This window comes from Shinella sp. S4-D37 (assembly GCF_040812195.1).
Lineage (GTDB): Bacteria > Pseudomonadota > Alphaproteobacteria > Rhizobiales > Rhizobiaceae > Shinella.
This window is the reverse complement of record NZ_JBFNXL010000002.1, coordinates 386,574-410,808: the sequence shown is the minus strand read 5'-3', so window position 1 is coordinate 410,808 and position 24,235 is coordinate 386,574. Positions and strand designations below refer to the sequence as shown.

The 24,235-nt window shown below is 60.7% G+C and carries 26 protein-coding genes, 3 pseudogenes and 1 other annotated feature; of the genes and pseudogenes, 14 read left to right on the top strand and 15 right to left on the bottom strand.

Annotated features, from left to right (window positions below; genetic code table 11):
- Positions 1-428: 428 nt before the first annotated feature.
- Entirely contained in the window at positions 429-725 is a 297-nt protein-coding gene (locus AB3G45_RS04005) for a hypothetical protein (protein ID WP_367829327.1), read from the bottom strand.
- A gap of 107 nt (positions 726-832) precedes the next feature.
- On the opposite strand from AB3G45_RS04005, the pseudogene AB3G45_RS04000 reads away from it, so the two are divergent.
- From AB3G45_RS04000 to AB3G45_RS03990, 3 genes and pseudogenes are all read left to right on the top strand, one after another.
- Positions 833-1,102 (top strand): annotated as a pseudogene (locus tag AB3G45_RS04000) (zinc ribbon domain-containing protein); the annotation flags it as partial.
- Between the two features lie 9 nt (positions 1,103-1,111).
- The gene (locus AB3G45_RS03995) at positions 1,112-1,963 is read left to right on the top strand and encodes a hypothetical protein (RefSeq protein WP_367829353.1); all 852 of its coding nucleotides are present in this window, start codon (positions 1,112-1,114) and stop codon (positions 1,961-1,963) included.
- A 298-nt stretch (positions 1,964-2,261) separates the two neighbouring features.
- Positions 2,262-2,543 carry a DUF1971 domain-containing protein gene (locus AB3G45_RS03990; protein ID WP_367829326.1) on the top strand — a complete coding sequence of 94 codons (282 nt, stop codon included), beginning with the start codon at positions 2,262-2,264 and terminating at the stop codon, positions 2,541-2,543.
- Positions 2,544-2,765: 222 nt separating this feature from the next.
- On the opposite strand, the gene AB3G45_RS03985 is transcribed toward AB3G45_RS03990, so the two are convergent.
- The 3 genes from AB3G45_RS03985 to AB3G45_RS03975 form a co-directional block, all read right to left on the bottom strand.
- The gene (locus AB3G45_RS03985; protein WP_367829325.1) at positions 2,766-3,203 is read right to left on the bottom strand and encodes a pseudoazurin; all 438 of its coding nucleotides are present in this window, start codon (positions 3,201-3,203) and stop codon (positions 2,766-2,768) included.
- A 109-nt stretch (positions 3,204-3,312) separates the two neighbouring features.
- Entirely contained in the window at positions 3,313-4,845 is a 1,533-nt protein-coding gene (nirK, locus tag AB3G45_RS03980) for a copper-containing nitrite reductase (RefSeq protein ID WP_367829324.1), read from the bottom strand.
- Positions 4,846-5,226: 381 nt separating this feature from the next.
- Entirely contained in the window at positions 5,227-5,973 is a 747-nt protein-coding gene (locus AB3G45_RS03975) for a DUF2478 domain-containing protein (protein WP_367829323.1), read from the bottom strand.
- Between AB3G45_RS03975 and AB3G45_RS03970 the strand changes: the two genes are divergently transcribed.
- The 9 genes and pseudogenes from AB3G45_RS03970 to AB3G45_RS03930 all read left to right on the top strand — a co-directional run bounded on the left by AB3G45_RS03970 (position 5,948) and on the right by AB3G45_RS03930 (position 12,075).
- Positions 5,948-6,637, top strand: coding sequence for an RNA polymerase sigma factor (locus tag AB3G45_RS03970; RefSeq protein WP_367829322.1), 690 nt, complete (start codon positions 5,948-5,950; stop codon positions 6,635-6,637). The genes AB3G45_RS03975 and AB3G45_RS03970 overlap by 26 nt on opposite strands.
- Before the next feature lie 84 nt (positions 6,638-6,721).
- Positions 6,722-7,243, top strand: coding sequence for a DUF4142 domain-containing protein (locus AB3G45_RS03965; RefSeq protein WP_367829321.1), 522 nt, complete (start codon positions 6,722-6,724; stop codon positions 7,241-7,243).
- Positions 7,240-7,572, top strand: coding sequence for a cupredoxin domain-containing protein (locus AB3G45_RS03960; RefSeq protein WP_367829320.1), 333 nt, complete (start codon positions 7,240-7,242; stop codon positions 7,570-7,572). The genes AB3G45_RS03965 and AB3G45_RS03960 overlap by 4 nt, the downstream gene beginning before the upstream one ends.
- A 104-nt stretch (positions 7,573-7,676) precedes the next feature.
- Positions 7,677-8,489: pseudogene (locus AB3G45_RS03955) on the top strand (Fic family protein); the annotation flags it as partial.
- A gap of 49 nt (positions 8,490-8,538) precedes the next feature.
- Positions 8,539-9,770 (top strand): IS3 family transposase gene (locus AB3G45_RS03950; protein ID WP_367829319.1). Its coding sequence is split into 2 segments (ribosomal slippage): positions 8,539-8,830 and positions 8,830-9,770, totalling 1,233 coding nucleotides; the frame shifts between segments, so codons are not numbered across the junction.
- Positions 8,823-8,939: a sequence feature (AL1L pseudoknot), on the top strand. It overlaps the preceding gene by 117 nt.
- The gene (locus AB3G45_RS03945) at positions 9,697-10,122 is read left to right on the top strand and encodes a hypothetical protein (protein WP_367829318.1); all 426 of its coding nucleotides are present in this window, start codon (positions 9,697-9,699) and stop codon (positions 10,120-10,122) included. Before AB3G45_RS03950 ends, AB3G45_RS03945 begins: the two co-directional genes overlap by 74 nt.
- A 248-nt stretch (positions 10,123-10,370) precedes the next feature.
- The gene (gene fic / locus AB3G45_RS03940; RefSeq protein ID WP_367829317.1) at positions 10,371-11,462 is read left to right on the top strand and encodes a protein adenylyltransferase Fic; all 1,092 of its coding nucleotides are present in this window, start codon (positions 10,371-10,373) and stop codon (positions 11,460-11,462) included.
- Positions 11,459-11,687 (top strand): annotated as a pseudogene (locus tag AB3G45_RS03935) (recombinase family protein); the annotation flags it as partial. The gene fic and the pseudogene AB3G45_RS03935, both read left to right, overlap by 4 nt.
- Before the next feature lie 169 nt (positions 11,688-11,856).
- A complete protein-coding gene (locus AB3G45_RS03930) occupies positions 11,857-12,075 on the top strand; it encodes a hypothetical protein (protein ID WP_367829316.1) in 219 nt (72 codons plus the stop codon).
- Between the two features lie 8 nt (positions 12,076-12,083).
- On the opposite strand, the gene AB3G45_RS03925 is transcribed toward AB3G45_RS03930, so the two are convergent.
- A complete protein-coding gene (locus AB3G45_RS03925) occupies positions 12,084-14,657 on the bottom strand; it encodes a relaxase/mobilization nuclease domain-containing protein (RefSeq protein WP_367829315.1) in 2,574 nt (857 codons plus the stop codon).
- The gene (locus AB3G45_RS03920) at positions 14,647-15,015 is read right to left on the bottom strand and encodes a hypothetical protein (protein WP_367829314.1); all 369 of its coding nucleotides are present in this window, start codon (positions 15,013-15,015) and stop codon (positions 14,647-14,649) included. The genes AB3G45_RS03925 and AB3G45_RS03920 overlap by 11 nt, the downstream gene beginning before the upstream one ends.
- 474 nt (positions 15,016-15,489) lie before the next feature.
- Between AB3G45_RS03920 and AB3G45_RS03915 the strand changes: the two genes are divergently transcribed.
- Together AB3G45_RS03915 and AB3G45_RS03910 are read left to right on the top strand one after the other, a co-directional pair.
- Positions 15,490-16,173, top strand: coding sequence for a ParA family protein (locus AB3G45_RS03915; RefSeq protein WP_367829313.1), 684 nt, complete (start codon positions 15,490-15,492; stop codon positions 16,171-16,173).
- Positions 16,170-16,547 (top strand): hypothetical protein, encoded by a 378-nt coding sequence (locus tag AB3G45_RS03910; RefSeq protein WP_367829312.1) that lies wholly within the window; start codon positions 16,170-16,172, stop codon positions 16,545-16,547. The genes AB3G45_RS03915 and AB3G45_RS03910 overlap by 4 nt, the downstream gene beginning before the upstream one ends.
- Before the next feature lie 20 nt (positions 16,548-16,567).
- Here AB3G45_RS03910 and repC read toward each other — a convergent pair whose 3' ends face one another.
- The 9 genes from repC to AB3G45_RS03865 all read right to left on the bottom strand — a co-directional run bounded on the left by repC (position 16,568) and on the right by AB3G45_RS03865 (position 24,227).
- Positions 16,568-17,785 carry a plasmid replication protein RepC gene (repC, locus tag AB3G45_RS03905; protein WP_367829311.1) on the bottom strand — a complete coding sequence of 406 codons (1,218 nt, stop codon included), beginning with the start codon at positions 17,783-17,785 and terminating at the stop codon, positions 16,568-16,570.
- A gap of 199 nt (positions 17,786-17,984) precedes the next feature.
- Positions 17,985-18,989, bottom strand: coding sequence for a plasmid partitioning protein RepB (gene repB, locus AB3G45_RS03900; RefSeq protein WP_367829310.1), 1,005 nt, complete (start codon positions 18,987-18,989; stop codon positions 17,985-17,987).
- Positions 18,986-20,200, bottom strand: a complete 1,215-nt coding sequence (gene repA, locus AB3G45_RS03895; RefSeq protein WP_367829352.1) for a plasmid partitioning protein RepA — start codon at positions 20,198-20,200, stop codon at positions 18,986-18,988. The genes repB and repA overlap by 4 nt, the downstream gene beginning before the upstream one ends.
- A gap of 601 nt (positions 20,201-20,801) precedes the next feature.
- On the bottom strand, positions 20,802-21,059 hold the full coding sequence (locus tag AB3G45_RS03890; RefSeq protein WP_367829309.1) for a hypothetical protein: 258 nt from the start codon (positions 21,057-21,059) through the stop codon (positions 20,802-20,804).
- A gap of 385 nt (positions 21,060-21,444) precedes the next feature.
- On the bottom strand, positions 21,445-21,831 hold the full coding sequence (locus tag AB3G45_RS03885; RefSeq protein ID WP_367829308.1) for a hypothetical protein: 387 nt from the start codon (positions 21,829-21,831) through the stop codon (positions 21,445-21,447).
- 99 nt (positions 21,832-21,930) lie between these two features.
- Complete coding sequence (locus AB3G45_RS03880) at positions 21,931-22,269, bottom strand: hypothetical protein (RefSeq protein ID WP_367829307.1); 339 nt, start codon at positions 22,267-22,269, stop codon at positions 21,931-21,933.
- A 216-nt stretch (positions 22,270-22,485) separates the two neighbouring features.
- Positions 22,486-23,067, bottom strand: coding sequence for a hypothetical protein (locus tag AB3G45_RS03875; RefSeq protein WP_367829306.1), 582 nt, complete (start codon positions 23,065-23,067; stop codon positions 22,486-22,488).
- Positions 23,068-23,339: 272 nt separating this feature from the next.
- Positions 23,340-23,723 (bottom strand): ester cyclase, encoded by a 384-nt coding sequence (locus AB3G45_RS03870; RefSeq protein ID WP_367829305.1) that lies wholly within the window; start codon positions 23,721-23,723, stop codon positions 23,340-23,342.
- 12 nt (positions 23,724-23,735) lie between these two features.
- Positions 23,736-24,227: a MarR family winged helix-turn-helix transcriptional regulator gene (locus AB3G45_RS03865; protein WP_367829304.1), complete on the bottom strand. Its 492-nt coding sequence runs from the start codon at positions 24,225-24,227 to the stop codon at positions 23,736-23,738.
- Positions 24,228-24,235: the final 8 nt, after the last annotated feature.

Here is a 24,235-nt window from a genome sequence, read left to right as displayed (position 1 = left end):
CGGCAAGGCACGCAGCGTCGGCAGGCTGAAGGCAAAGAGGAACTGCTTGGTCGCGACCTAGGTGTGAAGCACGCCCGGCGTCGAGCTGCGCGGAGTGTAGGTGCGGTTCAGGTACGGATATCGACAGAAAGCCCACGCCTTGTCCCGTACACTATAACAACGAATAAGTTTGCATTATCGTTCGTTTTGTTCATTATAGTGAAATGGCGCAAATCATCGACGAAAACAGCGGTTTTCAAGCTCCGGAGAGCTCTGCGCCGCCGTACAGCACGCCGGCGGCAGACGGTATTTCCACCGCCGTCACCGTAGTCTCGATGCCCCCTTCCCTTCCGGCCCAGTTGCAAGACCTCACTGAGCGCGCCCGCGGCTACGTCGAGGCCGCCAGTTCCGCAAACACACGAAAAGCCTACGCCGTAACGGCCCGATTGCTACCGCGAGGAATATGTCTTGACGCGTGCGGCGATCTCTTCATCGAGGACAAAGCAATCGAGGAACTCCTGCCATTTTTCGGCTGACCGACGCGCTTCAGTCAGCATCTGCCTGAGTTCGTCAATGCCATCGTCTGTCAGAGCGGGTGTGCTCTCGTCATCTCCGGTCACGACGCTGATGATATTCCCATAGGTCAGGTTGTCATCATTGGTGATGATCTCCCGGAGGAGGTCGACGTCCTCATCGAGGATTTCGGCGACATAGTTGATGGTGAAGACGAAGCTGACCGTTGCCATCAGGCGGCCTCGGCGCAGATGATTGCCGCTGTCGGTTTCCAGGACGCCTCCGGCTTCCCGGTAAGCCGCATAGCGGCCGACGCCTCGTTCGCGATCCGCGAAAATGGATGGTGCTGCACCAAAACGCGCATCCAGCGTACATCGACTGGGAAACCTATGAGCGGAATCAGGAACTAGTGGCGGCGAACCGTTCACGATATTCCGGCGCTCCACGTGGTGGCGCAGCACTGCTTAGCGGCTTGATCTCGTGTGGCGTGTGTGGCCGTAAAATGGTGACCGGTTACAATGAGGACGGACGGGAAGCACGCTATAGCTGCAGCTATGAAGCCACCACCTACGGCGGTCCGCGGTGTCAATCGATCAGCGCTCGGCCGGTGGATACATGCGTGACCTCGTTGATTCTTGAAGCCCTTTCTCCGGCCGCAATCGATGTCAGCATTCAAGTTGCCGAGGATATAGAGCTCGACCGACAGCAACTCCACGACGGTTGGAAGCAGCGACTGGAACGTGCGGATCATGAAACAGCCCTCGCACGCCGGCGTTACGAAGCTGTCGACCCTGACAATCGTCTGGTCGCGCGGACGCTTGAACGAGATTGGGAAGCAGCAATAGCGACGAAACAAGCGCTCGCGGAGCACCGCCAGCGGGCCATTGCGCGACAACCTGCGCGGCTAACGGCGCAGGAAAAGGACACGGTCCGCCGGCTGGCAGAAGATGTGCCTGCCCTGTGGAGGGCACAGTCCACCACATCACGCGACCGGCAAACCATCGCCCGCATGATGCTTGATCGCGTCGTCATCCGGGTGTTCGGAGAAACCGAGCGTGCCGAGGTAAAATGCCACTGGGCCGGAGAGGTCGTAACGTCGCATCCGATTGTCCGAACCGTAAGACGCTTTGAACAGGTGGAGCATCACGACAAAATACTGGATCGGATCGCAGCGCTCCGTGCTGAGGGCGCGACCGCTCGACAGATCGCCGACGATCTCAACGCGGAAGGCTGGACGCCTGCGAAGAAGCCAAGGTTCGACGCGTTAATCGTCCAGAAGCTTTTGGTACGAAAGGGACTTGGCAAGAAGCGACCTGTCTGGTCCGGCAACGTTCCCCGGCGCAATGACGACGAGGTGACCCTGCAGGAACTCGCCGAACAGATCGGCGTCCATCGTCAGACCGCCTACGGCTGGCTCCGGCGCGGAAAGCTCAAAGGGCGTGTCGCCAGGGTGGGGATACAACGTATCTAGCTCGTCAGCCTATCCCACGCCTCAACAGGAATCCGGACTGGAGAGTCATCATGACAACACGATCGAGCAAGTCCTTGCCAAGCTCAAACACCTCATCAGGAGAGAACAGCCGCGCACCGTCGAGGCGACATGGCGCAAGGCCGGTGAAATGCTCGACTGCTTCTCACCAGCCGAATGCGCAAACTACCTCGAAAACTCAGGGTAGGCTTCCGTATGAGAGCAGCATGCTCTAACTAGAGAAATTTCGCGGCGGTCACCAATCGTCGCTACAAAAACCAGATGTCGAGGACAAGTGAGAATGAAAAATCTTCCCGACGATGTCGTCGCCTATGGGCGCTCTCCGGAATTCGACCAGGACACGCTCCCTCATGCGCTGCAGCACCGACACATGACCAAGATTGGCACATGGGCGTTGATCACGGTCCTTGAGGGAAGGCTGCTCTATCGGGTATTGGACCCAATTTCGCAGACCATTCTAGAGCCGGGAAAGCCGGGCATCATTCTGCCACAGCAGCCGCACCAAGTCGAAGTCATCGGGCCGGTCCGCGTCTTCGTCGAATTTTATTGCAAGCCGGCTTAGCTGCGGCGCTGGCATCCAGATACCCTGTCCTGGGTGGGATCAGAGATCATTTTCGCGTGGACTATGGGACGCGGCCGGCATTCATCTTGACCAGACAGATGGATGCCCGCTCACCGAAGGTCGACAATCAGTGGAGGTAAAAAATGTCCGCTTCATCGGTCGATGCTCCAAAAGGCTCCTCCATCGATTGCGGATTATGACGTTCCATGGCCGAATCTTTGGTCAGTGCCCCTCTGCTTGAGCAAACAACTGCTCAAATACCTTCTTGGCTTTGGCTGGATGCTTCGGCGTCTTCGCCTCCTGGAGGTTCGTCGGTGCGCCAGCAACGATCAGGGCCACCATACCCATGCCGTAGTGCGGTGTGCACTTGACGCCATAGGCACCTTCCTTCTCCATCGTGACGGTGATTTGCTGATTGATCTTGCCCTTGAACGGCTCTGCTCCGTCCGGGATCATGCCTTTGATGCTTTCGGCATCATGTCCCTTATCGGTCGGCACGAAAGTGACGGTATCTCCGACCTCGGCTCTGACGAAGTCCGGTTCAAAGACCATCGCCCCCTTGGCGCCCTTGTTGAGCATCCGCACTTGATGGTCCGCGGCATATACGGGCAGTGCAAGTGACAGAAGTAAAACGGAAGAAACAGCAGTTGTGATCTTCACGCAGACTCTCCTTTATTGTCAAAAAGCCCCGCAAGAGGAGATAGCGGAGTAAGAAAGAATTCACCCATGCCGCCCGCGGAAAGTCTCCCGCGGGCCTTACCGACACATCCTATTGCACGCCCTGGTCGGCAGGACCGGCATGCATGATGGAGTCGTTCTCCGGCCCGTCGACGATCAGGTAGCCCGCAAGCCCCCGCTCGGCGCGCGACAGCGCGTGGTCGACCAGCACGTAATGGCCGCCGCGGTCAATCTTGAAGTCGACAATCGTGGCCCCGCCCGGCGGCACGCTGACAGTCTGCACGCCGGTCAGTGGCGGCGAGGTTACGCTTCCCAGCGTATAGACGTGGTCGAAGATCTCGCCGATGACATGAAAGGACGAGGTATAGTTCGGTCCGCCGACGCCGAAGAAGATGCGCACCGTCTCACCGGCATTGGCATAGAGCGGATGCGATTTCGTCAGCGCGCCGACAGCTCCGTTGAACAGGAAGTATTCCGGCCGCTCGGAGGTGAGCTTGTCGTAGTCCATCTCCAGGTCGCCCTTCGTGCCAAAAGTCTCGACCGTATAGAGCTCGCCCTGCATGACGTAGAACTCACGGTCGACCTGCGGCAGGCCGCCCTCGGGTTCGACCAGGATCAGGCCGTACATGCCGCTGGTGATGTGGTGCGCCACGCTGGGCGTCGCGCAATGGTAGACGTAGATGCCGGGCTTCAGCGCCTGGAAGGTGACGACGGTCTCGTCGCCCGGCGCGGTCTGGGTGAAGTCCGCTCCGCCGCCGGGCCCGGTCGCGCCGTGGAAGTCGACCGAATGCATCATCACGCTATCGGAGGCGTTCTTCAGGTGGACTTCGACGGTGTCGCCGACGCGCACGCGCACGAAGGGACCCGGCACCTTACCGTTGAAGGTCCAGTAGACATAGGTCGTGCCGTCGTCGAGTCTGCCCTTCAGCTCGATCGTTTCGAAGTCGACGCGTACGACCTGTGTGGGCCGCGAGCCGATCGGGCCGGGCAGGTCGGCGGGATCGCGCACGATGTCGGCCGCGTCCATGTCCATCGTCTCGCGCGCGCCGGGCATGACGCGCAGCAGGCCCTCCATGCCGGCGAGCCGGTGGCCGGCGATCGAGCAGAAATAGGCGAATTCGCCCACCTTGTTCGCCGTGAAAGAGAAGGTGGATGAGGCATTCTGGCCGACTACGACGGAGGAGCGCGCCGCATACTGCTCAATGACGACGTCGTGCTCGGCGCCCTCGCCGTTGATGAGGTTGATCTGGACGATCTCGCCCTCGTGCACCATCATTTCGGGATTGACCTCACCGTCGATGTCGCCGCCGACGCCGATATACACCATACGGCCGGCCGCAATTCCCGTCCGCAAGGTGAATGTGGTGGCGCTGTGATAGCTCGTGCCGAGCGCCGGATCGTTCCGCGTCGGGCTCACCTCCTCGCCGGAAGCTTCGCCGGACTGTTCGCTCGCCGGTTGCGCGCCGTGGTCGTGGGTCTGCGCCGCCGCGGGCAGCGCGACGAGGGTTATGGCCACCAGGCCGATTGCGGACGCGACCGCTAGTCGTACGCGCCAGACAGGAAACATGCAGATGAAAAGCGTCGCCGCAACGGCGGCAAGCGCCAGTGGAACCAAATTCGTCATCGACTTTTCCCTCTCCTTGCGAATTCTGCGCTCGGGAACATAGATCACCCAGCGTAATTCTCCAGAGGAGTAATTGCGAAAAGCAAGAAATGGGGGCCAGCTAAAGCGTGTCGCGTTTATTGAGACTCATATCCTGCAGCTCTGAAGAAATTTCTGCATTCTTCGACTGAGAAAAGGTTGATGATGTCACCGAGGGCGTGTGTGATGGCGTCGAAGCTGCGTGCGGCTCGCTTTTGTGGAAGCCGGACTCCTGGCTCGCAACGCGTTCTCCGACAAGGCGATGGCCACAATCTTTGTTCGAATTTATTCGATCGCGCAAAAACATGCGCGTCTGCTTCGCCACATCTTAACGCCGTCGGAAGAGCGAAATGGCAAAGGTCTCTACTGTTGTGCGGCTCGCTCTTCTGTCGTCGTTCCGTGTTGTTCAGAATTGCCGGACAGCGGTCTCACCGTGTGCCACCACTGCTCGATTGACGGGTTGTCCGGCTGGAGCCACTCCGCCTGCGGCGCAAACGCCCTCCAGGCCTCGGCGTGTCTCGATGATACCGTCGTCAGGAGAGGCTTGCCGGCGGCGACGGCAGCCGAGAATGCCCTCCAGAAACCCTGCTGCATCGCTTCGAGTTTGCCGAACTTGCTGAGAACAACGACGTCCGCCGTGGCTATCCCGGGAAGCAACTCCGCACAGGCATCTTCCACGCCCCGGCTATCGAGGTGGCACGTCGTACCGGCCGGCGCGGCGTCGAGCTGGATGGAGAAGCTTCTGCCTGAAACGATGTCACGCAGCAGACCCGCGCTGCACGCCCCTGCGACATCGTTGTTTTCGGCGATCACGCCGACGATCCGCATACCCGTCCCGCGCCAGGCAGTCACAGTCCGGGAGAGAAGTGCCTGGACATCCAGCGCATCGCGGTTGGCCAGAACGGCTATGTTGCTTGATCGGGTCATCTCGATGGATCGATAGCACAAACGGAGAAGCGGCGCTGCCCAAATATGATGGCAGAGCTGGCTTCCCACGATCCTCAAGGGCTGCAAGAGAGCACAAATCCGCCGGGAACCTTGCGGAACATCCGGCATCCAATACTCTTGCGAAAGGAGTATGCCGATGCCCGCCGTCCAGAACATTTCCATTCCCACCCTCGCCGAAGACGAGGCCGCCCTGATCCGCCGCGCGGTTGCGGGCGAGGCGGAGGCCGTCCGCAAGATCATCAAGGCCCACAACCAGCGCCTCTACCGTCTCGTTCGGGCCGTCGTCCGCAGCAATGCGGATGCCGAGGACGTGTTGCAGGAAGCCTATCTCCGCGCCTTCGCCAGTCTCAACAGTTTCCAAGGCGAATGCTCGTTGTCGACCTGGCTATCGCGCATCGCGCTCAACGCCGCGCTGATGCGGCTTCGGGCACACAAGCGCCTGAAGCGCGCCGTGCCTGCACGCGGTCCGGCGGAGGCGGAGATCATCCCCTTCCCGATCTCCTCCTCCATTGCCGATCCGGAGCGTGTCATGGCGCAGCGACAGATTCTTCACCTCGTCGAGGAGGCGACCGACGCACTTCCCGAAACCTTCCGCCTCGTCTTCGTCGCCCGCGTCATCGAGGGGCTCAGCGTCGAGGAGACGGCGGCGCTGCTCGATCTGCCCGCTGCCACGGTCAAGACGCGGCTCCACCGTGCCCGCAAGCTCATCCGGACCCGGCTTGAAGCACAGATCGGCCCGGTGCTGATCGACGCCTTCCCCTTCGCCGGCACGCGCTGCGACCGGCTGACGGAAGCCGTCATCGCGAAACTCGGGCTCGCAGAATAACGGGAACCTCTTCGGTCCGCCGGCATCCAATGCTTCGTTAACCGAAACAAGCGCCAGTCATTCGCCGGCGCCAAGGAGACCCCGATGAAGACCTTGATTTCCACGCTCAGTGCCGCATGCTTCGCCCTGGCCGCCACCATCGCAACGGCCGCCGACAAGCCGACCGACCCTGAGATCGCCCACATCGCCTATAGCGCCGGCGTCATCGACGTCGAGGCCGCCAAGCTTGCCCTGACAAAGACGACGAACGCCGACGTCAAGGCCTTCGCCGAGTCGATGCAGAAGGACCACGAGGCCGTCAACGACATGGCGCTGGCGCTTGTCAAGAAACTCAACGTGACGCCCGAGGACAACGCCACCAGCCAGGCGCTCGCCAAGGCGGCTGAGGAGAAGCGTGCCGAACTCGGCAAGCTCGACGGTGCGGCCTTCGACAAGGCCTATATCGACAACGAGGTCGCCTACCACCAACAGGTCAACGGCGCGCTTGAAACGTTGCTGATCCCTTCGGCCCAGAATGCCGAACTGAAGGACCTGCTGGAAACCGGCCTGAAACTCTTCCAGGGCCATGAACAGCATGCCAAGCATGTCGCCGCAGGCCTGAAATGACCGCGTGCCTTCTCAAGCGGCGGCAAGTGCTCGTGGCCGGCGCAGCGGTGCTGGCCGGTACCACCCTCGCCCGCGCGCATAACGGCACGGTCCATGTGAAAATCGAGAAACTCGCCTTCCAGCCGGCCGAGATCGAGGCCAGGGTCGGCGAGACGATCGAGTGGACGAACGGCGACCCCTTTGCCCACACCGCCACCGTCAAGGGCGGCTGGGAGGTGACGATCCCGCCGGGCAAAACTGCAACTCATGTTGTTACTGCCGACGACACCGTGGATTACTACTGCCGTTTCCACCCCAACATGAAGGGGCGGATCAGGGTCGCGGCCTGAAGAATGCCGGAGTCGGGCAAAGGTACCAGCAAAATCAGTCGGCGCGCCGGTGAGCGGCGCGCCGCCACGCACGCACAACTGCGGAGGGATGCTCGCGTCCGGTTACAGGCTCGCGGTTCAGACCGCGTTTACGAGATTTACGCGGAGATCGTTGATGACCGCGGCAAGGCCCGGCGCTCCAATCAGAGGTGGCTCGGTTTGTCTGCCCGATGATCTTCCGCACGCCCTCGCTCGACGCATTCGTTGCGCGCCGGCTTGGCGACGAAGTGCGGCAGTTGATCGCCGAAGTGCCGGCGGACCTGCTTGCACGCACCGCAGCATTCCTACTGCTCAGGGATTCGCGCTCGAGTTTCCAGATCGAGGGAGAAGACCCCCCGCAAGATCGCATCCAGCGCTGGGGCAAGGCGATCGGAGAGGCCGGCCGCCGGCCGATAGACCGCGGCGAACTGGAGCGGTTGCAGCGCATCGTCATCGGCGACGCGCGCTTCGTCCATCTCGGCCTGCGTGTCGAGGGTGACTTCATCGGCGAGCATGATCGACTGTCAGGGGCACCGATCCCCGATCATATCAGCGCCCGACACGAAGATCTGCCCGCGCTGATAGATGGCCTGGCTTCCTTCGACCTCAGTGCGGCACAGCATCTCGATCCCGTTCTCGCCGCCGCGGCTCTCGCCTTCGGCTTCGTCTACATCCACCCTTTCGAGGACGGAAACGGCCGGCTGCACCGCTATCTGATCCATCATGTTCTCGCCGAGCGCGGGTTCAACCCTCCCGGTCTCGTCTTTCCGGTCTCGTCAGTCATCCTGGACCGCATAGATGCCTATCGAGCCGTATTGGAAAGCTACTCACGCCGCCTTTTGCCGCTTGTTCGTTGGCAATCAACAGATCGTGGCAATGTCGCGGTGCTAAATGACACTGAACCGCACCGGGTTTGCCGGAGACCCCAACTCGTGAGAAGTAGGGTCTATGACAAGCAAGACGACGAACAAGTTTTCTCCTGAAGTCCGCGCCCGCGCCGTTCGAATGGTGGTCGAGCATGAAGCCGAGCATCCTTCGCGATGGGCGGCAATATCTTCCATAGCCGCCAAGATCGGCTGCTCGGCGCATACGCTCAATGAGTGGGTGAAGAAGGCCGAGGTGGATAGCGGCAAGCGTGCTGGCCTGCCGAGTGACGTCGCCGAGAAGATGAAGGCTCTGGAACGGGAGAACCGCGAGCTTCGTCAGGCCAACGAGATTTTGCGTAAAGCCTCTGCGTATTTTGCGATGGCGGAGCTCGACCGCCCACTGAAGCGATGATTTCCTTCATCGATGCACACCGCTCGGTGCTCGGGGTCGAGCCGATCTGCAGATTGCTGCCGATTGCCCCGTCCACCTATTATGAGGTCATCGCCAAGCGCACGGACGTGGACCGTCTATCGGCCCGCGCCCGACGCGACATTGCCATGAAGGTCGAGATACTACGGGTGTTCAATGAGAACTTCCAGGTCTACGGCGTGCGGAAAGTCTGGCGACAGTTGCTGCGGGAGGGTTACGACATCGCCCGCTGCACTGTCGCTCGGCTTATGAGGGCAATGGGGCTGCAAGGCATCATTCGCGGCAAACCGATCCGCACGACGATCAGCGACAAGACCGCGCCGTGTCCGCTCGACCGTGTGAACAGGTACTTCTTCGCGCCCGCGCCGAATATGCTCTGGCTTTCGGATTTCACGTACGTGGCCACTTGGCAGGGCTTCGTTTACGTCGCGTTCGTGATCGACGCCTTCGCTCGCCGCATCGTCGGTTGGCGGGCAAGCCGGACTGCCCATGCGGGCTTTGTGCTCGATGCCCTCGATCAGGCACTTCATGATCGACGGCCCGTCCACCGTGGCGGGCTGGTTCACCATTCCGACCGCGGCTCGCAATATGTGTCCATTCGCTATTCTGAGCGACTGGCGGAGGCTGGCATCGAGCCGTCTGTCGGCAGTGTCGGCGACAGTTATGACAACGCTCTCGCCGAAACGATCAACGGTCTTTACAAGGCCGAGGTCATCCATCGACGTGGGCCGTGGCGAAACTTCGAAGCCGTAGAGTTCGCCACTTTGGAATGGGTCGACTGGTTCAACCACCGACGCCTTCTGGAGCCCATTGGCAACATCCCGCCAGCCGAGGCCGAAGAACGATATTACGCCATGCTGGACGCGCCAGCCATGGCCGCATAACTTAAACCAAACGGTCTCCGGTAAAGCCGGGGCGGTTCACACTGCGGACTTCTACCGCTACTTCGACGCGACGCCGCACGCCGAATTCCTTTTCGAATGCGTCGCCCGAACGATCGATGTGGAACTGCCGGCCGAGACGACATTCCTCCGCATCTATGACGCGTTCAAGATCGAAGTGCAGCAGATGATCGATATGCCCGATCGCTTGCTGGACCTCTTGTTCCGCTTCCTGCGCCAGAACCAAGGGCGACTGTCAAAGCGGGCTCGCGAGAAGGAGTTTTCGGCGCTCAGCGACGCAGAGGCCGCTCGGATTGAGACAATTTTCGCCGAAATCCGGCGAGACGCAGGGTGATGCCACCACATTTGCAGGCGGCGGCTGTTGAAGCTGAAATACCGATCTTTCAGGAGACAGTAACGTCGGACAATCTGTATTGGAGACGTTTACAAGCGATCGGTTATCCTCGTCCGCTACGTTTGAACAAAGACCTTGCCGACGGTGCCATATGTCGATAGATTTCGATTCCATCGACATATTCCGGCGACATGTCGTCGCCATCGACATATCCGGCACCAAGATCAGCCGGAAAGGGCTGTTTCCGCATGGCGTTTCAACCTGATCGCGCTTTCAACGATCTGCCGGCACTCCCGCCGGCGCAGGATATCGAAACCAAGGCTGTCCTGAAAGCCTGCATCGAGGCACGCGCGGCGCTGGCCGAATTGAAAGCCTCCGGGCGGCTTATTCCGAACCAATCGGTGCTGATCAACTCGATCCCGCTCCTCGAGGCGCAGGCGAGCTCGGAGATCGAGAACATCGTCACGACGACCGATCGTCTGTTCCGGTTCGCCAACGAGGCCGGGAATTCTCCGGACTCAGCGACGAAGGAAGCGCTGCGCTATCGAACCGCCCTCCACCAGGGTTTCGCAATGCTGAATGAGCGGCCGGTGTCGACCGCGATGGCCGTGGCAATCTGCCGGACCATCAAGGGCGTCGATCTCGACATCAGGGCAACGCCTGGGACCGCCCTGCTCAACGACGCGACCGGAGAGGTCATCTACACGCCGCCGGAAGGCCGCGCTGTGCTCCTGGACAAGCTTTCCAACTGGGAGCGATACATTCACGAGGCCGAGGACATCGATCCGCTCGTCCGGCTCGCCGTCATGCATTACCAGTTCGAGGCGATCTATCCGTTCACCGATGGCAACGGCCGCACCGGCAGAGTGCTCAACCTGCTCTATCTCGTCGACAAGGGGCTCCTCGACATTCCGGTACTCTACCTGAGCCGATACATCATCGGCAACAAGCGCGCCTACTACGACCGGCTGCTGCGGGTTACGACCAGCGCCGCGTGGGAGGAATGGATCCTCTATATGCTTGAGGGCATCCGCGAGACCGCCTTGTGGTCGAGCGCGAAGATCCACGCTATCCGTGACCTTCTCGATGAAACCGGGGCCCGTATCCGGCGCGATCTCCCCAAGATCTATTCACGCGAACTCGCAGAGGTGATTTTCGTTAACCCCTACTGCCGGATTGGCGACCTCGTTTCGGCCGGCATCGCAAAGCGCCAGGCTGCGTCTGTCTATCTCAAGGCTCTTGTCGATGACGGTCTCCTGAGAGAAGTGAAGGCCGGGCGGGAAAATCTCTACATGAATCCCGCGTTGATAGAGCTACTCACCAGCGATCAACGGCAATGAGCAGCAGGCCCTCCAGTTGCCTGATAGGATATGCCCGCGTTGCTACGGGTGAACAGGCGAGCGATGCCCAAGAGATGGAGTTGCGTTCAGCCGGCTGCCATCCGATCATTCAGGAACACGGTTCCGGCGCTTCGCGCGCCCGGCCGGCACTCGTGGAACTGCTACGCGAAAGAGCCCCCCAGCGACACGCTTGTGGCCGTCCGTCTGATCGCCCTGGCGCGTTCGGGTAAGCAATCACGCAGCGCAGCGCAAATATTCGGAGAAGAAATTCCGAATGAATTCAGTCGATAGATGCTGAAGTTGGTTCCCGCGATACCCGCCCGGCGATATGGCTGGATTTCGCGAAGAGGGAAACTGACAGCGGGTTATGCTGCGCCGACGGAGAGTAAACGCCATGGATGAGACCAACGAAACGATGACGATCTCCAACCGGAGCGATTTTGCCCTTTGGGCCATCGAGCGAGCGAAGGCGATTGTCGCCGAGGAGGGCGGCAACCTTGCCATCGCCACCCGAGATCAGGGCGACGATGAGATCGCCGCCTCGGCCAATGCGCTGGGCCAGGCCATCGTCAACGCACTGCTGGAAGTCTTCGATGGCCTGATGCAGGAATAGGAAGGCGCCTAACGCTCCGCTCCGTCGCGATCGTTGCCGCGCTGGCGCTCCTGTTCCGCTTGCCGGAGGATTTGCTGTCGCTGCTCGTCCTGGGCAACCTTCGACGCACCGGCCTGTTCTCGTGCCGCGCGGGAAGCGCGACCGGCGGCAATCGCCTGCTGCTGGGCGGCAATCGCGGGATCGACGGTTGCCGGCGCCGGCCGGTCCTGGGCGCGAGCCTCGTCGCGCGCTGTCGGCGGCGTGCCCCCTGCCCCCGCTGTGTCGTTGACCGATCGCACCTGCTGCATCTGGATGTCACGGCGCTGCTCTTCGAACAGTGCGGAGATCTCCTTGCGCATCTCCTCGACAGCCTGACGCTCTGCGCTGCTGTCGACCATCGTTTCCAGGCGATCCATGGATTTGTTCGCCCGCGAAACGCGCTCGTCAAACTGCTCCAACGATAGGGGCATGGCCTTTTCCTTCTGCTGTTGAATGGCTGCGATCAGGGTCTTGAATTCCGTCAAAGGCTCGTCCGGCGGCGCAGCGGACCGCTCGGCCAAGGCATCGAATTTCTTCTGCAGCCAGGGCGACGGCGCACCATCCTTCGCGGAGCCGGCTGCCTCGACGACGACGGCGGCGCGCAATCCATGCGCCCGCAACCGCGTCTGGAAATCTCGGGCAACGGATCGCGTCTCGGAACCAGGGCCAAACTCGTCGTTCTGCTTGGCCAGCTCGCGCTCGATCTTGCTGACGCTCGCGGTCGTGGGCGCCAGAATCTGGATGGACTTCCCCTCGGCGGAAATCAACTTGGCTTCGACGCCAACGGCCCCCTCGATAATGACAGCCACCGTCTCACGTTCCATGGTATGTTCGACTTTCAACCGGAGCAGAACGAAGCCGCTGGCCCGAGCAGCAGCATGCGGTGCCTGAGCACTCGCCGCGGCTGCGAACCGGTCGGCCGCCGCAATCACGGACGACTCCGCGCCGGCCCGTTTCAAGGCGCTCGCCGTCGCCTGCCATTTTGGTGCAAGCGCAAGGTTGCCGTTCGAGAGCGAGACACGGTCGACGACGCCGGCGCGCTTGCGCTCGACGCGATTGGCGACACCCGCCGTCTTGAGATAGCGAGGATCTTGTCTACCGCGCTCGTAGGCACCGGCCTGGGCCTGGCTGTAGGGCCGCGTGGCCGCCACATCCGCGCGCCGGGTGGCGACCATGGCGATGCCCTGCTCCCGCGCCTTGGCCGCAAAGCGCTCGCGCCATTCATAAAGCTCCGGCTTGGTCAGCCGTAGCGCGTTGCCGACATCGTCGCGCGCCGAGATCATCGCATGGACGTGAACATGACCGGTATCGGGATGATGGGCGGTGATCCAGCGATGCCCGGCGACCTGTTCGCTGAGAAAATCCCGAACCGCGCGGGTCATTGCCTGCGGATCCGTCCCGGCCCGCGCCGAGAAGATGATATGGAAAGCATTGCGCGGCTCGACGGTACGAATGTGCGAGGACCAAGCCCGCCAAATGCCATCGGCCTTTTCCTTGACGCTGGAACCGCGCTTGATCGGATCGCCTTCGCTGGTGGTGACGGCCTTCTCGGTGCGCAGGAACTTTTCCAGGAAGTAGCGGCCGGATTTCTCCGAGACGGCTGCACCGACAGTGCGGACCTCGGCCGACACGCCGGCGTCGGCCAGCCGGCGCGCGAAATCGGACTCTGCATTCTCCACGGCGCGCGCCGGCCCCTCGCCTTTCTCGCGTGCCTTCAGCGCGCCGGCGATCCGCTTCGCCGGCAGATCGGTCACAGCAAACACCGCGACCTGTCCATCGGGATGCCGGGAATAGAGAAAGGGTTTAGAACTGAAGGCGGCGTTCAAGGCGTCATGAAGGGCCGTGTCATCGACCTCATCGGCAAGCTTGATGGAGAAGGTGGCGAGGGCGTTGACCGCATAGGCGTCGCGGAAATCCGCGCCCCACACCGCAAGCGCGGCGGCGCGCTCTTCGCGGCTGGTGATGGCAATGCCATCCTGATCGTAGATCGGGATATCGGCCTTGCCCTTTTCGCCGTTTTCGTTCTCGACTTCCCGCGTGCCGAGATAGTTCATCAGGCCAGCAGCCGACGCCCGGCTCGATACGGTCGACGTCACCTTGATTACCACCGGCTGCGCACCGGCGGCGATCGCCGCGCGGCTCGCCGTCTCCACTTTGGACCTGTCCTTCGCTGCGCCTGGCGCGCTCAGAGGACGGGTGACACGCGGCTCGGCTGCAAAGGACGCCCCGCCACCTCCCCCGCCGGCCGACTTCTTCACCTCGTCATCATCCCCCCGCTTGCCGTCGGCACCCAAAGCTCCGACCAGCGCAATGACGCCCTGTTGCGATGGCTGCGGCGCCCTCAGGATCGATGCGATTGTCGGCTCGCTTGTCGACACGGCGCCAGGGTGCGCCTTGCTCGCGATGCCCTTGGTAACAAATCGGCGCGGCGGCTCCCCGCCCGACAGGGCGACCCTGATCACGCGCCGGCGACGCAGCTCCTCTTCCTCGTCGATCAACGAGGTGGCGCGGCGGCCGGAAAAAGCCTCGATCTCACCAAGCAGTCCGGACCAGTCATGCGCCACGGCCAGCCCCTCTCCGCTCCTTGCGGCTGATCCGCAGCATCAGATCGACGTCGGCGCGTAGCCGGAACACGCCATCGAGGAGGGCGCGCAGCGCCGCATCCAGATGCGGTTCGTAATCGACCCGCCCCTCGTTCATTGCCCGGACCGCCTGGTTGAGGTTGATGCCGATGCGCCGCAGCTCCTCGTTCGTACCCCGCAGCGCGTCCGCCTCGGCCGGCCCGACTGGGAGCGGGAGGCCGGCTCGGTCGCGAAACAGTTGCCGGATGACGTCGCTGGCGGTGCGCCCCTCCTCGCACAGCGAGGCGAGCGCATCGCGTTCCTGCGGCTGCAGTCGGACCCTCACCACCTCGCTCCGCATGTCTTCCTTCCCGCTTGCCAGAGGCGACCCAGAGCGCCAGAGGCGCGAACCACTGCCCTGCCGGAGGTGGGGCGACGTCGAGTTTGTACCACAAACTTGACTATCCTGCCACAGGAAACAAAACTATATTTTATTCGGCAGAAACTACACCATACAGGCAGACGCTCTCGACCCCACCTCCACCTCCGGCGCCCGTCCCCAGGCATCTCGCAATGAACAATTGCCCGTTGCTCGTGCTCTAGTTAACAGCGGCATCGCGGTTAATTGGCAATTACCCACTAATAACGGTTAGTTACCAACGGGCAATTCCTCATTACCAACGGCCAATTGATGATTGCCCGTTTACCGTTGCCCTTTGTCATTGGGCAGTCATCATTCGTCAATCATCATTGGGCAATGAATAACGGGCAATGATTTCATTGCGGAAAGAGGACGAAGAAATTAACTATAGTTAATCCTCACGAAGGAACCACCATGATTGTCACAATCGCCAACCCGAAGGGCGGGACCGGAAAGACCACGCTCGTCCGGGCGCTGTCGGGCACCGCCGCCCATGCCGGCAACGACGTTTTTCTCATCGATGCCGACAGCCGGGCCAACACCATGCGCTGGGTCACGATGTCGAAGCAGATGAACGTCTGGCCGGACCGGCTGGAAGCGGAAAGCTGCCTCGACCCGAACCGGATCTACAAGATGGCGCTGGAGCGCCAATTCGAAGGAAAAATCGTCTTCATCGATATCGAGGGAACCACGAACGAAAACCTGTTCGCCGGTCTCTACTGCGCGGACGTCGTTCTGATCCCCCTGCAAACAACCCAGGACGATGTGGTCGCCGGCATGCAGCTTGCGCTGAACCATATCCCGGTGGTCGAGGAAGACCAGAAGCGCAAGCTGCCGGCGCTGATCGTCATCAACCAGCACGATCTCGTGACCGGCCGGGCCAAGGCCCACGAGCCGCTGCGAGAAATCCTGCGGGAGAGCAGTGTCGCCCTTGCGTCGCAGCCGATCGCCCGGCGCGCCTCCTATCAGTCGATCGGCGCCGCCGGCACGCTCCAGACCGTCGCGAAATCCGACCCGAAGGCAATTGCCGAGATGGAAACCCTACTCGGCGAGCTCCTCATCCTCTACAGGTCGACGGCGAAAGAGGCTCTGCTATGAGCGAAGGATCAGAAAGCAAGAACCTCGTCCTCGGGCTGATCTCGACCGGGCGCGACCGGCCATCCGTCCGCGAAAAGCCCATGGCCTCCCCTCCCCCGACGACTGGTGATGGTGGCCGCGCATCGCCAATAGCGGCGGGCGGCCGGACTCAGTTCCGAGACCTGGTCGCCAAGGGGGAAAGCCGCGATCCCATCGCCGGCAAGCGTTTCCGGGACATCGAGAAGGTCACGACCGGCATCCATATCCGCGCAGAGGTCCACAAGAAGCTGAAGATCCTCGCTGCCATCGAGCGACGCAAGTTCAACAGCTACATCGAGGAGGCGATCGACGACTATCTCGTGAAGATCGCGGACCGGATTCCCGACATTTCCTAACGCCGGCAAGAAGCGGACGATCATGCGCTTTGCTTCTCGCCTCCGCCGGTCGCCCTGAGCGCGGCCATCAGCATCGGCCCAAGGCCGAATTCGCCGCGCGCTGCCTTACGCGTGAGGTCGCGGAGATATCCGCCGGCCGAATTGATGTGCTCGGCGCGCTCCAGGATGCAGGCGATCGCAACTGCGGCGTTTTCCGGCCCCATCACCTCGCACGCCTCCTGATAGGCCGACGGACTGACACCCAGCATCGACCGGACCACCACAGCGGCCGCCATCAGGTCGCGCCAGCTCTCAACTCGGCCGCCCGACCTGTAATCGGCGATCTGTGGGCACGCCTTCAGCACCATCGCTAACGGGAATGCCTTCAGCGGCTCTGCGATCCGTTTCGGTTTCTGGCTCGGCATCTCGCCCTGCCCGTTTTCGGTGCGAGGTTCAAGTTCATGGAAGGATTTGGGTTTTGAATTCTGTATGTGACGCCCGTCCTGGCGGTCATTGACGTCCATTTTTTCTGCTTTTACCTGAATTTCCAAGCGGTTGATGATTTCCTCACGCAAAAGCTCCATTTCTTCGAGCACAGCATCGACGTCTTCGCGGCGAGGAGAGCGCGGAAGGCGTGCCATCAGGCCGATAAACATGACTTCGATCGTCGCCCAGTCGCCATCTGCGCCCTCTTCCATTGCCGAGGAGATCAGCTTGCGGATGTCACGGCGGCACAGGGACAGAGCTTCCTTGGCGCGCTTGAAGCGAAGGCGCTCCGCGGCAACCTGTTGCGCGAGGTTCGCAAGCTCGGCGGCGCGAGCAAGCAGGGGCGCCAGGCTGAAGCCATAGGCGGCCTCGATCTCCCCTCCCCTGCCTCGATGTGCGTAGCGCTTGCCGTTCGGGCTGTCGCGTCGCTCGATCAACCCTACGTCCACCAGCACGGCGAGATGCCGTCGCAAGGTCGTGCCGGCGATGCCGTGGGCGCGAAGGGACAACTGGTTGTTCGACGGGAAGACGACCAGGCCGCCGTTCTCGTCGGAAAGCTCGTCGCTCGGATAGAAGCTCAGCAACGCCTGCAGAATAGTGATCGAACGGTCTTGCAGGCCCAAGACATCCTTCGCCTCGCCGATGTCATTGAAGACTTTCCACTTGCTGACCGCCTTGGTCGGCCCGCGATCAGCCGTTTCGAGCTGGCCCCTCACCAGGGCGAGCGTCATCGGCCGCCGCCCATGGGGCGTCGTTACGCGTCCTATCTGCATTTTCCTTCACCTTTCAAAAGGCAAAAGAAATCCACCCACCCAAACGGTGCCAAAAACTCTTGACTGTGATTCGTGGAAATGCGATTCTCTGGGTGCTTAGATCAGAGGAAGACTTCCACGGCGGTGACGCTTTGGGGGTCTTTTTCTTTTGCGGCGGTCTCTCCTTCCGACCAATTGATCCTCTCAGCCGAAATCCCGCTTACTGCGAGGGATCGGCCGCGTTGAACTCACGCATCAGCTCCGGCATTCGTTCTGCCAGCCACCGCGCAAAGACCTGCTCCTTTTTCGGGATCGTCACGGTCGTTCCCGACAAGGTAGATTTCATGCGACCGAAAACGCGGCCGCCAATAGCGAAATCAAGAATTTCTTCCTGAACGTGTTCTTCCACCTGAGACAGCGGCGACGTGGTCGCACGCATTGCCTGGGAAATACGCTCGGCACCATCTGCCTGTTGAAACTCCGCCGTGGGGACAATTTTTCGGACGGCGTCAACCTTACTCGCGTCTTTGAGCAGCTCTGCAAGCGCAGTCCATTTCGGGCGACCCACGGCCTGTCCTCGGCCTATTGCAAAGATGATGTCTTCCGGAATGACGGACGTTACGCGGAACATTTGTGAGACCGTGACTTCGGATAGCCCCATGATGGAAGCTGTCTCACGCTGAGAGATGCCACTACTTTTCAGCTGCACGGCCCACATAGCTTTTTCGATCCAGCTGAGATCCTCTCGTGGACCATTCTCAAGCGTCTGCTCCTCGATCAACTGGCGATCAGTCAGGTCTCGTACATAGGCCTTGATCTTGATGTTTTCAGGACGATCAGCTTCCGCCATGATTGCCAGAATGGCGTCGCGCCTACGACGCCCATAAGCCAGTTGATAGTGATCGCTCTTGGTTGGATGAGGCCGGACAAGGACTGGGATTCTCTGGCCTTCCGTGGCTATTGAGAACTTCAAGGCACCGAACTTTTCATCGGCTTCCGCATCGTACTCAAACCTGTCCTTGAAGGGCGAAACCTCCACTTTCGACGGATCGAGAGAAACAATGACGTCTTCGCTGAGATGGGAAAGCGCCCTTCCGACGTTGGAAATGACTGGCGATGAGTGGCGACGAGTAAGACCAATCCTGTCGGCCCCATCGCTCGCAGGAGCCGCATCACCACGATTTTCGGCATCCGCCGCCATGCGTTGGAGTATGCTCTTCTTCATGTGCTACGCCCCCAAACCTTGCGAACGAGTTCAAGAATTTCGAAGTTAACGCGGTCGGCGCTTTCGATGGCACGCTTGAGCGCTTCTCGACCGACCTCGCCCGCTTCAAGCTCGTAGAGGGTCTTCTTAGCGACCGCGGCACCGGCAATGGCAGTCGATTCCAAGGCATCGGCAACCAGAACGTCGCTTCCGAAAAGACGGCGCATAACGCCCGACATATATTTCTGCGGCCCATCGTTCGGGTTTACGCGGGTCAGTAGGAAACGGAAGAAGTCGTGCTCGAACCGGGCACCGAATTGCGCCAAGGTTTCACTGAGATCGGAAATCATAATGAGAAACTGATTGCACGACGCGACATCCAGCATGGCGGGATGCACCGTGATGATCAGGGACGTAGCCGCATAGAGTGCTGCAAGGGTGGAGTAGCCGAGCGACGGCGGCGTATCAAGAATTACGATATCGTATCGATCTTCGACGCCAGCGATCGCATTGTTGAGCCGTTCAAAGAACAGTCCGAGATCGTCACGATTTTTCTGCGAGAGGTAGGAAGGGGTGTCGAACTCAAAGTCCATGAGTTCCAGGTTTCCAGGGACGAGATCGACACCCGGAAAATACGTGGTCCGGATAACGTCTGCCAGCGGCCGTCGGTCGTTATCGTACCGGATTGCGGCGTAGGCCGTTTCATTCTCCCCGAGATCGAATTCCGGCTGGAGACCGAACAATGCCGTCATTGATGCTTGGGGATCCAGATCAATGCAGAGAACGCGATAGCCTTGAAGACCAAGAAAATGGGCAAGATGGATGGAGGTCGTCGTTTTGGAACTGCCGCCCTTGAAATTCGCTGTCGCGACTATCTGCAGTTTCTCCCCCGCACGACGATGAGGCAACAGGGTTTGGGCTTCGTCCGGACGAAGCCCCGCGAGAAACGCGCGAAGCTCCTTCACCTGTTCAATAGTATAGGTGCGTCGATTGTTGTCGGCCCGCTCAGGTACTGGCCCCTTCCCTGCGATGGTGAGCTGCCGCAACGTGCTTTCAGGAACGTTCAGCAGCCGAACGAGGTCGTTTGTCGAGAATGTGCGCGCGAACGTCTTCTTCGCGGTCGGCGGATAAAATCCTTCGCGCATCTCGTGCAGTTCCGCCGACAGCTTCGACGTATAATTGCCGATCTTCGATGCGGTATCGGTGACGCTTCGAGAAGCCGGTTGAAGCATGTGTTCCTCTTGACGGTTTTGGACGCGATACGCGATCGTTTCCGTCATGGTTGCCAGACAGACTCCGATTCTTCAAGGTGTTTTTCGTTAACGAAAGATTAAGGCAGGCAGCGTGTGGAAGCACACATATTTCTGATATGGAATTCGAGCGATCAAAATCGTGCGACTTAACAGCTGTTAAGTTCACATGAGACGGCACAGTTTTCTCGGCGATATGTATTGGCCGCATAGATCGCAACTTAACAGCTGTTAAGCTGCAAAACCTCGTGCTGAACCACGAATCTAGCCCGCCCAATATACTATAGATACCAGGCCCACCCCAGGGAGAGGGATAGGGGTTTGGGGAAAGAAAGGAGGGAACCGTTCCCGTTCCCAGGGGTGGGTTCACGCGAGGGGCTTGCCCTTCCCTTCGGGAGGCGGTTTGAAGGAGGGGGCTTACCCTTTCCTCCATTGGGGTGACTGTTGAGAGAGGGCTTGCCCTCTTTCAGTCGGCGTCCGGTCCCCAGAGCGGATTGCGTCCCGGATCCTCGACGCCGTCATAATCGGGCGCCATCGCATTGATCACTGCCGTAATCTCGCAGCCGCCTATATTGGTACGACCCTACGCCACAAAGATGCTCACCGCAGTCTCGTTTGCCTCGATCGCCCGGATCGCATCCTCCATATCATCATGAGGGCGGAGATTTTCGATGGCGATCACGTCGCCGTCCTCGTCGTAGCCGCCGTGAAGATACATCGGTGCATCGGCCAGTCGCTTCGCAGCCCGCTCCGCTTCGTGGATCAGGCGGAAACCCTCCTTCCGCTGCCTCCAGTATTCTGCGCTGCTGCCGTCGATAACGGTGATTTTCCGTTCTGTCATAGAAGCCTCCTTTTCGCTTTGACGAAAAGGAGCCCGCATTGGCGCCCCAAGCCGTCAAGGGCGCGCAGCGACCGCCGAAGGCGGCGGGTGGGGGAACCGAAATGCGTCAACATTTTGGGGGGCGCCCGTCCTTTACGGCGCAGGGCCGAATGCTACACTAGGAAGTCAGAGAGATGAGCCCGCGGCCCCGATCAGGGGCCGCGACCGCACGGGCCGGGGAGGCTTGGAGGGGGTGGACCACCCCCTTCATGGGTGGGGGTTTGAAGGGGCGGGGCTCTGCCCTGCCCACTCATGGGGGCGAGTTTGAGAGGGGCCGGACAGCCCTCCTCTCAAAGATGCCCCGGCCGGTCAATCCGGCGGGGGCTTCTAGCCTGTGCCCTGCAATTTAAAACAGGCGCAGTTGCCCATTTCGTTCAATGGCTGGAGCGTCTGGCCCTTGATTCGGTGCGGCGGGGCCGCCGGCTACCACCGCAGCCCGGCGCGGTACGGCAACAGAAATAGCCCTCTTCTCCTCCCCTGCCCCGGCGTTATCCCTTGCGTGCCGCAGTTTGGCCGACCACCCGCCTATGACATGGGCCATCGTGTGCCATTCCTCCCGAAATCGCATTGCCAGGCTGTCGCCCACGATCACTGTCGCCGGGATATGAAGAAGCGAGAATTGAATATAGGCCATATGGACGGCGCGCGGGTCGATGTCCACCGCGGTCACATGGAGGAGCTGCTGGTAATTGAAGCCCGATTCAAGGATAGCCTCGGCCAGAGCAATGATCATCGCCCCGCTTCCTGCGGCGGGTTCCTACGCCAGCATCAAACCGCGTTCCGGCAATCACCTTCTGCATGTCCTCGGCACTCCCGGCGGTGATGCGGGCCATCAGCTAGCAGACTGGATAGGGGGTATAGAATTGCCCCTCGCCTTGTCGTGTAATCCGAGCGCATGGAACGTAGCACCCAAGATATCCTGCGGCCCCTCTTCCAGCGCCATGACCACCTCGCCCATGATATGCGAGAACGTGGTCATGGTTTCCCGCCCATATTTCCGGGCGATTTCGAGAAAGCGCGCCTCACGCTTCTCGAAATTCACCAGATCGACGGCATTGCTCATGGTGATGGCGGTGCTCTCGCACCAGTCGCTAAAGACGGTATAGAAGTCATGCTTGTAGCGGCAGGTTTCAAACAGCTTGACGATGGAATTGAGACGGGGGGAGGTCATGGGATCACCTGTCCGGGCCGGGCCGCAGGGCGCGCTTCGCCAATCGCCGGGGCGTGGCCCGGCGTTTCGTCGCGGGTGGTTCTTGGGAGATTCAGCGAAGGGTGCAGGCCGCGCCGGAGACTGGCGCGACCTTGCGCAACCGATTACTCGGCTGCTTCGGGGAACATCTCGCCGTTCGTTACCGGCTTTTCATCAATGTCGAACGGGCATTCGCCGTCATCGTCGGCATTGGCTTCTGCCAGCCGTTCGCGCTCCTGCTCTGCGGAGAGGGCAATCCGCACCAACTCGGGAAGCCATCCGGTTCCGGCAATCCTGCGCGAGGCAAGGTCCACCGCGTCGGCCTTCGACATGCCGGTAACGCCGAGTGCGTCGTCCTCGCCTTTGTTCGGTGATCGCCTGCTTGATGCCGGTCTTGCTGATCCGGCTGAAGTAGTTTTCGCCGGTCGGCTCGTACCATTGCGTCACGTCGATCTTGAGGGCTTGTGCCAGCCGATCGGCATGGGCGCGCTGCAACTTCCGTTCAAGGTAGCCCGACTTCACCGCGTTCACCGACTTCGCCGCTGCATAGGCCAGCAAGTCGAGAAGCGCTGACGTCGGCTGTTCGAGGCACCAATCCATGAGATCGCCGGGATTGCCGGGAATGGTGTGGCCGTAGTTTTCCTTGAGTTTGTCCAGCGCCACAATGCCCTTGCATGCCGCCGGATCGGCAATGCTAGTTTTGAGCGGTTCGCGCTTCACCGTCATTTCAAGGCATGTATGCTCGTTGCTGCCGTAGCTGCCGAACAGGTTCACCAGCATTGCATGCACCACCGCCGCAAGGGCGACGTTCGGATTATGTGCAAGCTCGGCCCGGATGGCGGCGGTCTTCTACGCGGTCAGTTCCTTGACCATCGGCTCGGGAAGCTTGAAGGGCCGCTCATAGCTCGGTTCAGGGTGAGGGGTAACCGTGCTGCCGCCCTCCTCACTCTCATCGGTATCGCTTTCGTCCTTTTCGTCGCCTTCCTCTTCTTCCTTAGCCTTTCACGACGTGGTCCTCCTTTGCGATCATCAACCGGTTTGCCGGCGAACGACTATTCGCTCGCAACCTGCGCTTCGATCGCCGCTTTGTCGATCACGGAAAATACATCGGCAATCCTGCCGTCCTTGATTTCGTAGAAGACGTTTTCCGTGAAGGAAATGCGTCGGCCGTCGACCTTCAACCCGAGAAAGCTGCCTTTTGGAGAGCAGTTGAACATCAATCTGGCGGCGATCAGCGGCGGTTCGCAGGCCAGACGGTCAATGACGAAGCGCAGATCGGGAATGACCTCGAAATCCTTGATCAGCATCGAACAATAGCCCGCAAGCCCAAACGGCCGCCCGTTGTGCCGGGCGTCGTCGGCCACAAACCGGCCGAGTTCATCCCAAGCCTGCCGGTTCAGGCAGTCGATATAGGCATGATAGAATTCGCGTAGCATCCTGTTTCTCCCTCATGGGGCGTCTTTGACAGGCACGTCTTTCACCGCGTCAGCGAACTTGCGCATGAGACGAACGAGTTCATCGACGTCGGGCGCATCCCACGATGCGAAGATCGCACGAACATTCCGCTCACGCGCGGCGTCGATCTTGTCGGTCATCGCCTTTCCCTTCGGTGTGACCACGGCTTCCGTGACGCGTCGATCGACGGCACCCTGTCTGCGCTCGGCCAATCCAAGGCTTTCGAGCTTGGCAACCTGCCGGCTGACAGTCGTGTAGTCGCGACCGGTCCGCTCGGCGAGATCGACAATGCCGATCGGGCCACGGCGCTCGATCCCCACAAGCAGCGGAAACAAGGCGCCATCGAGCGAAATCCCGGCTTCACGCACCATTTGCTCGTCGCGCTGTGGCTGGTTCATGATGCTGACGATATCGATCAGCGCCCCGTGCAGCTCGCGGATCTGGCGGCCGATATGTGCATCTTGCACATTTTTTCTTGACGACATTACGCTTC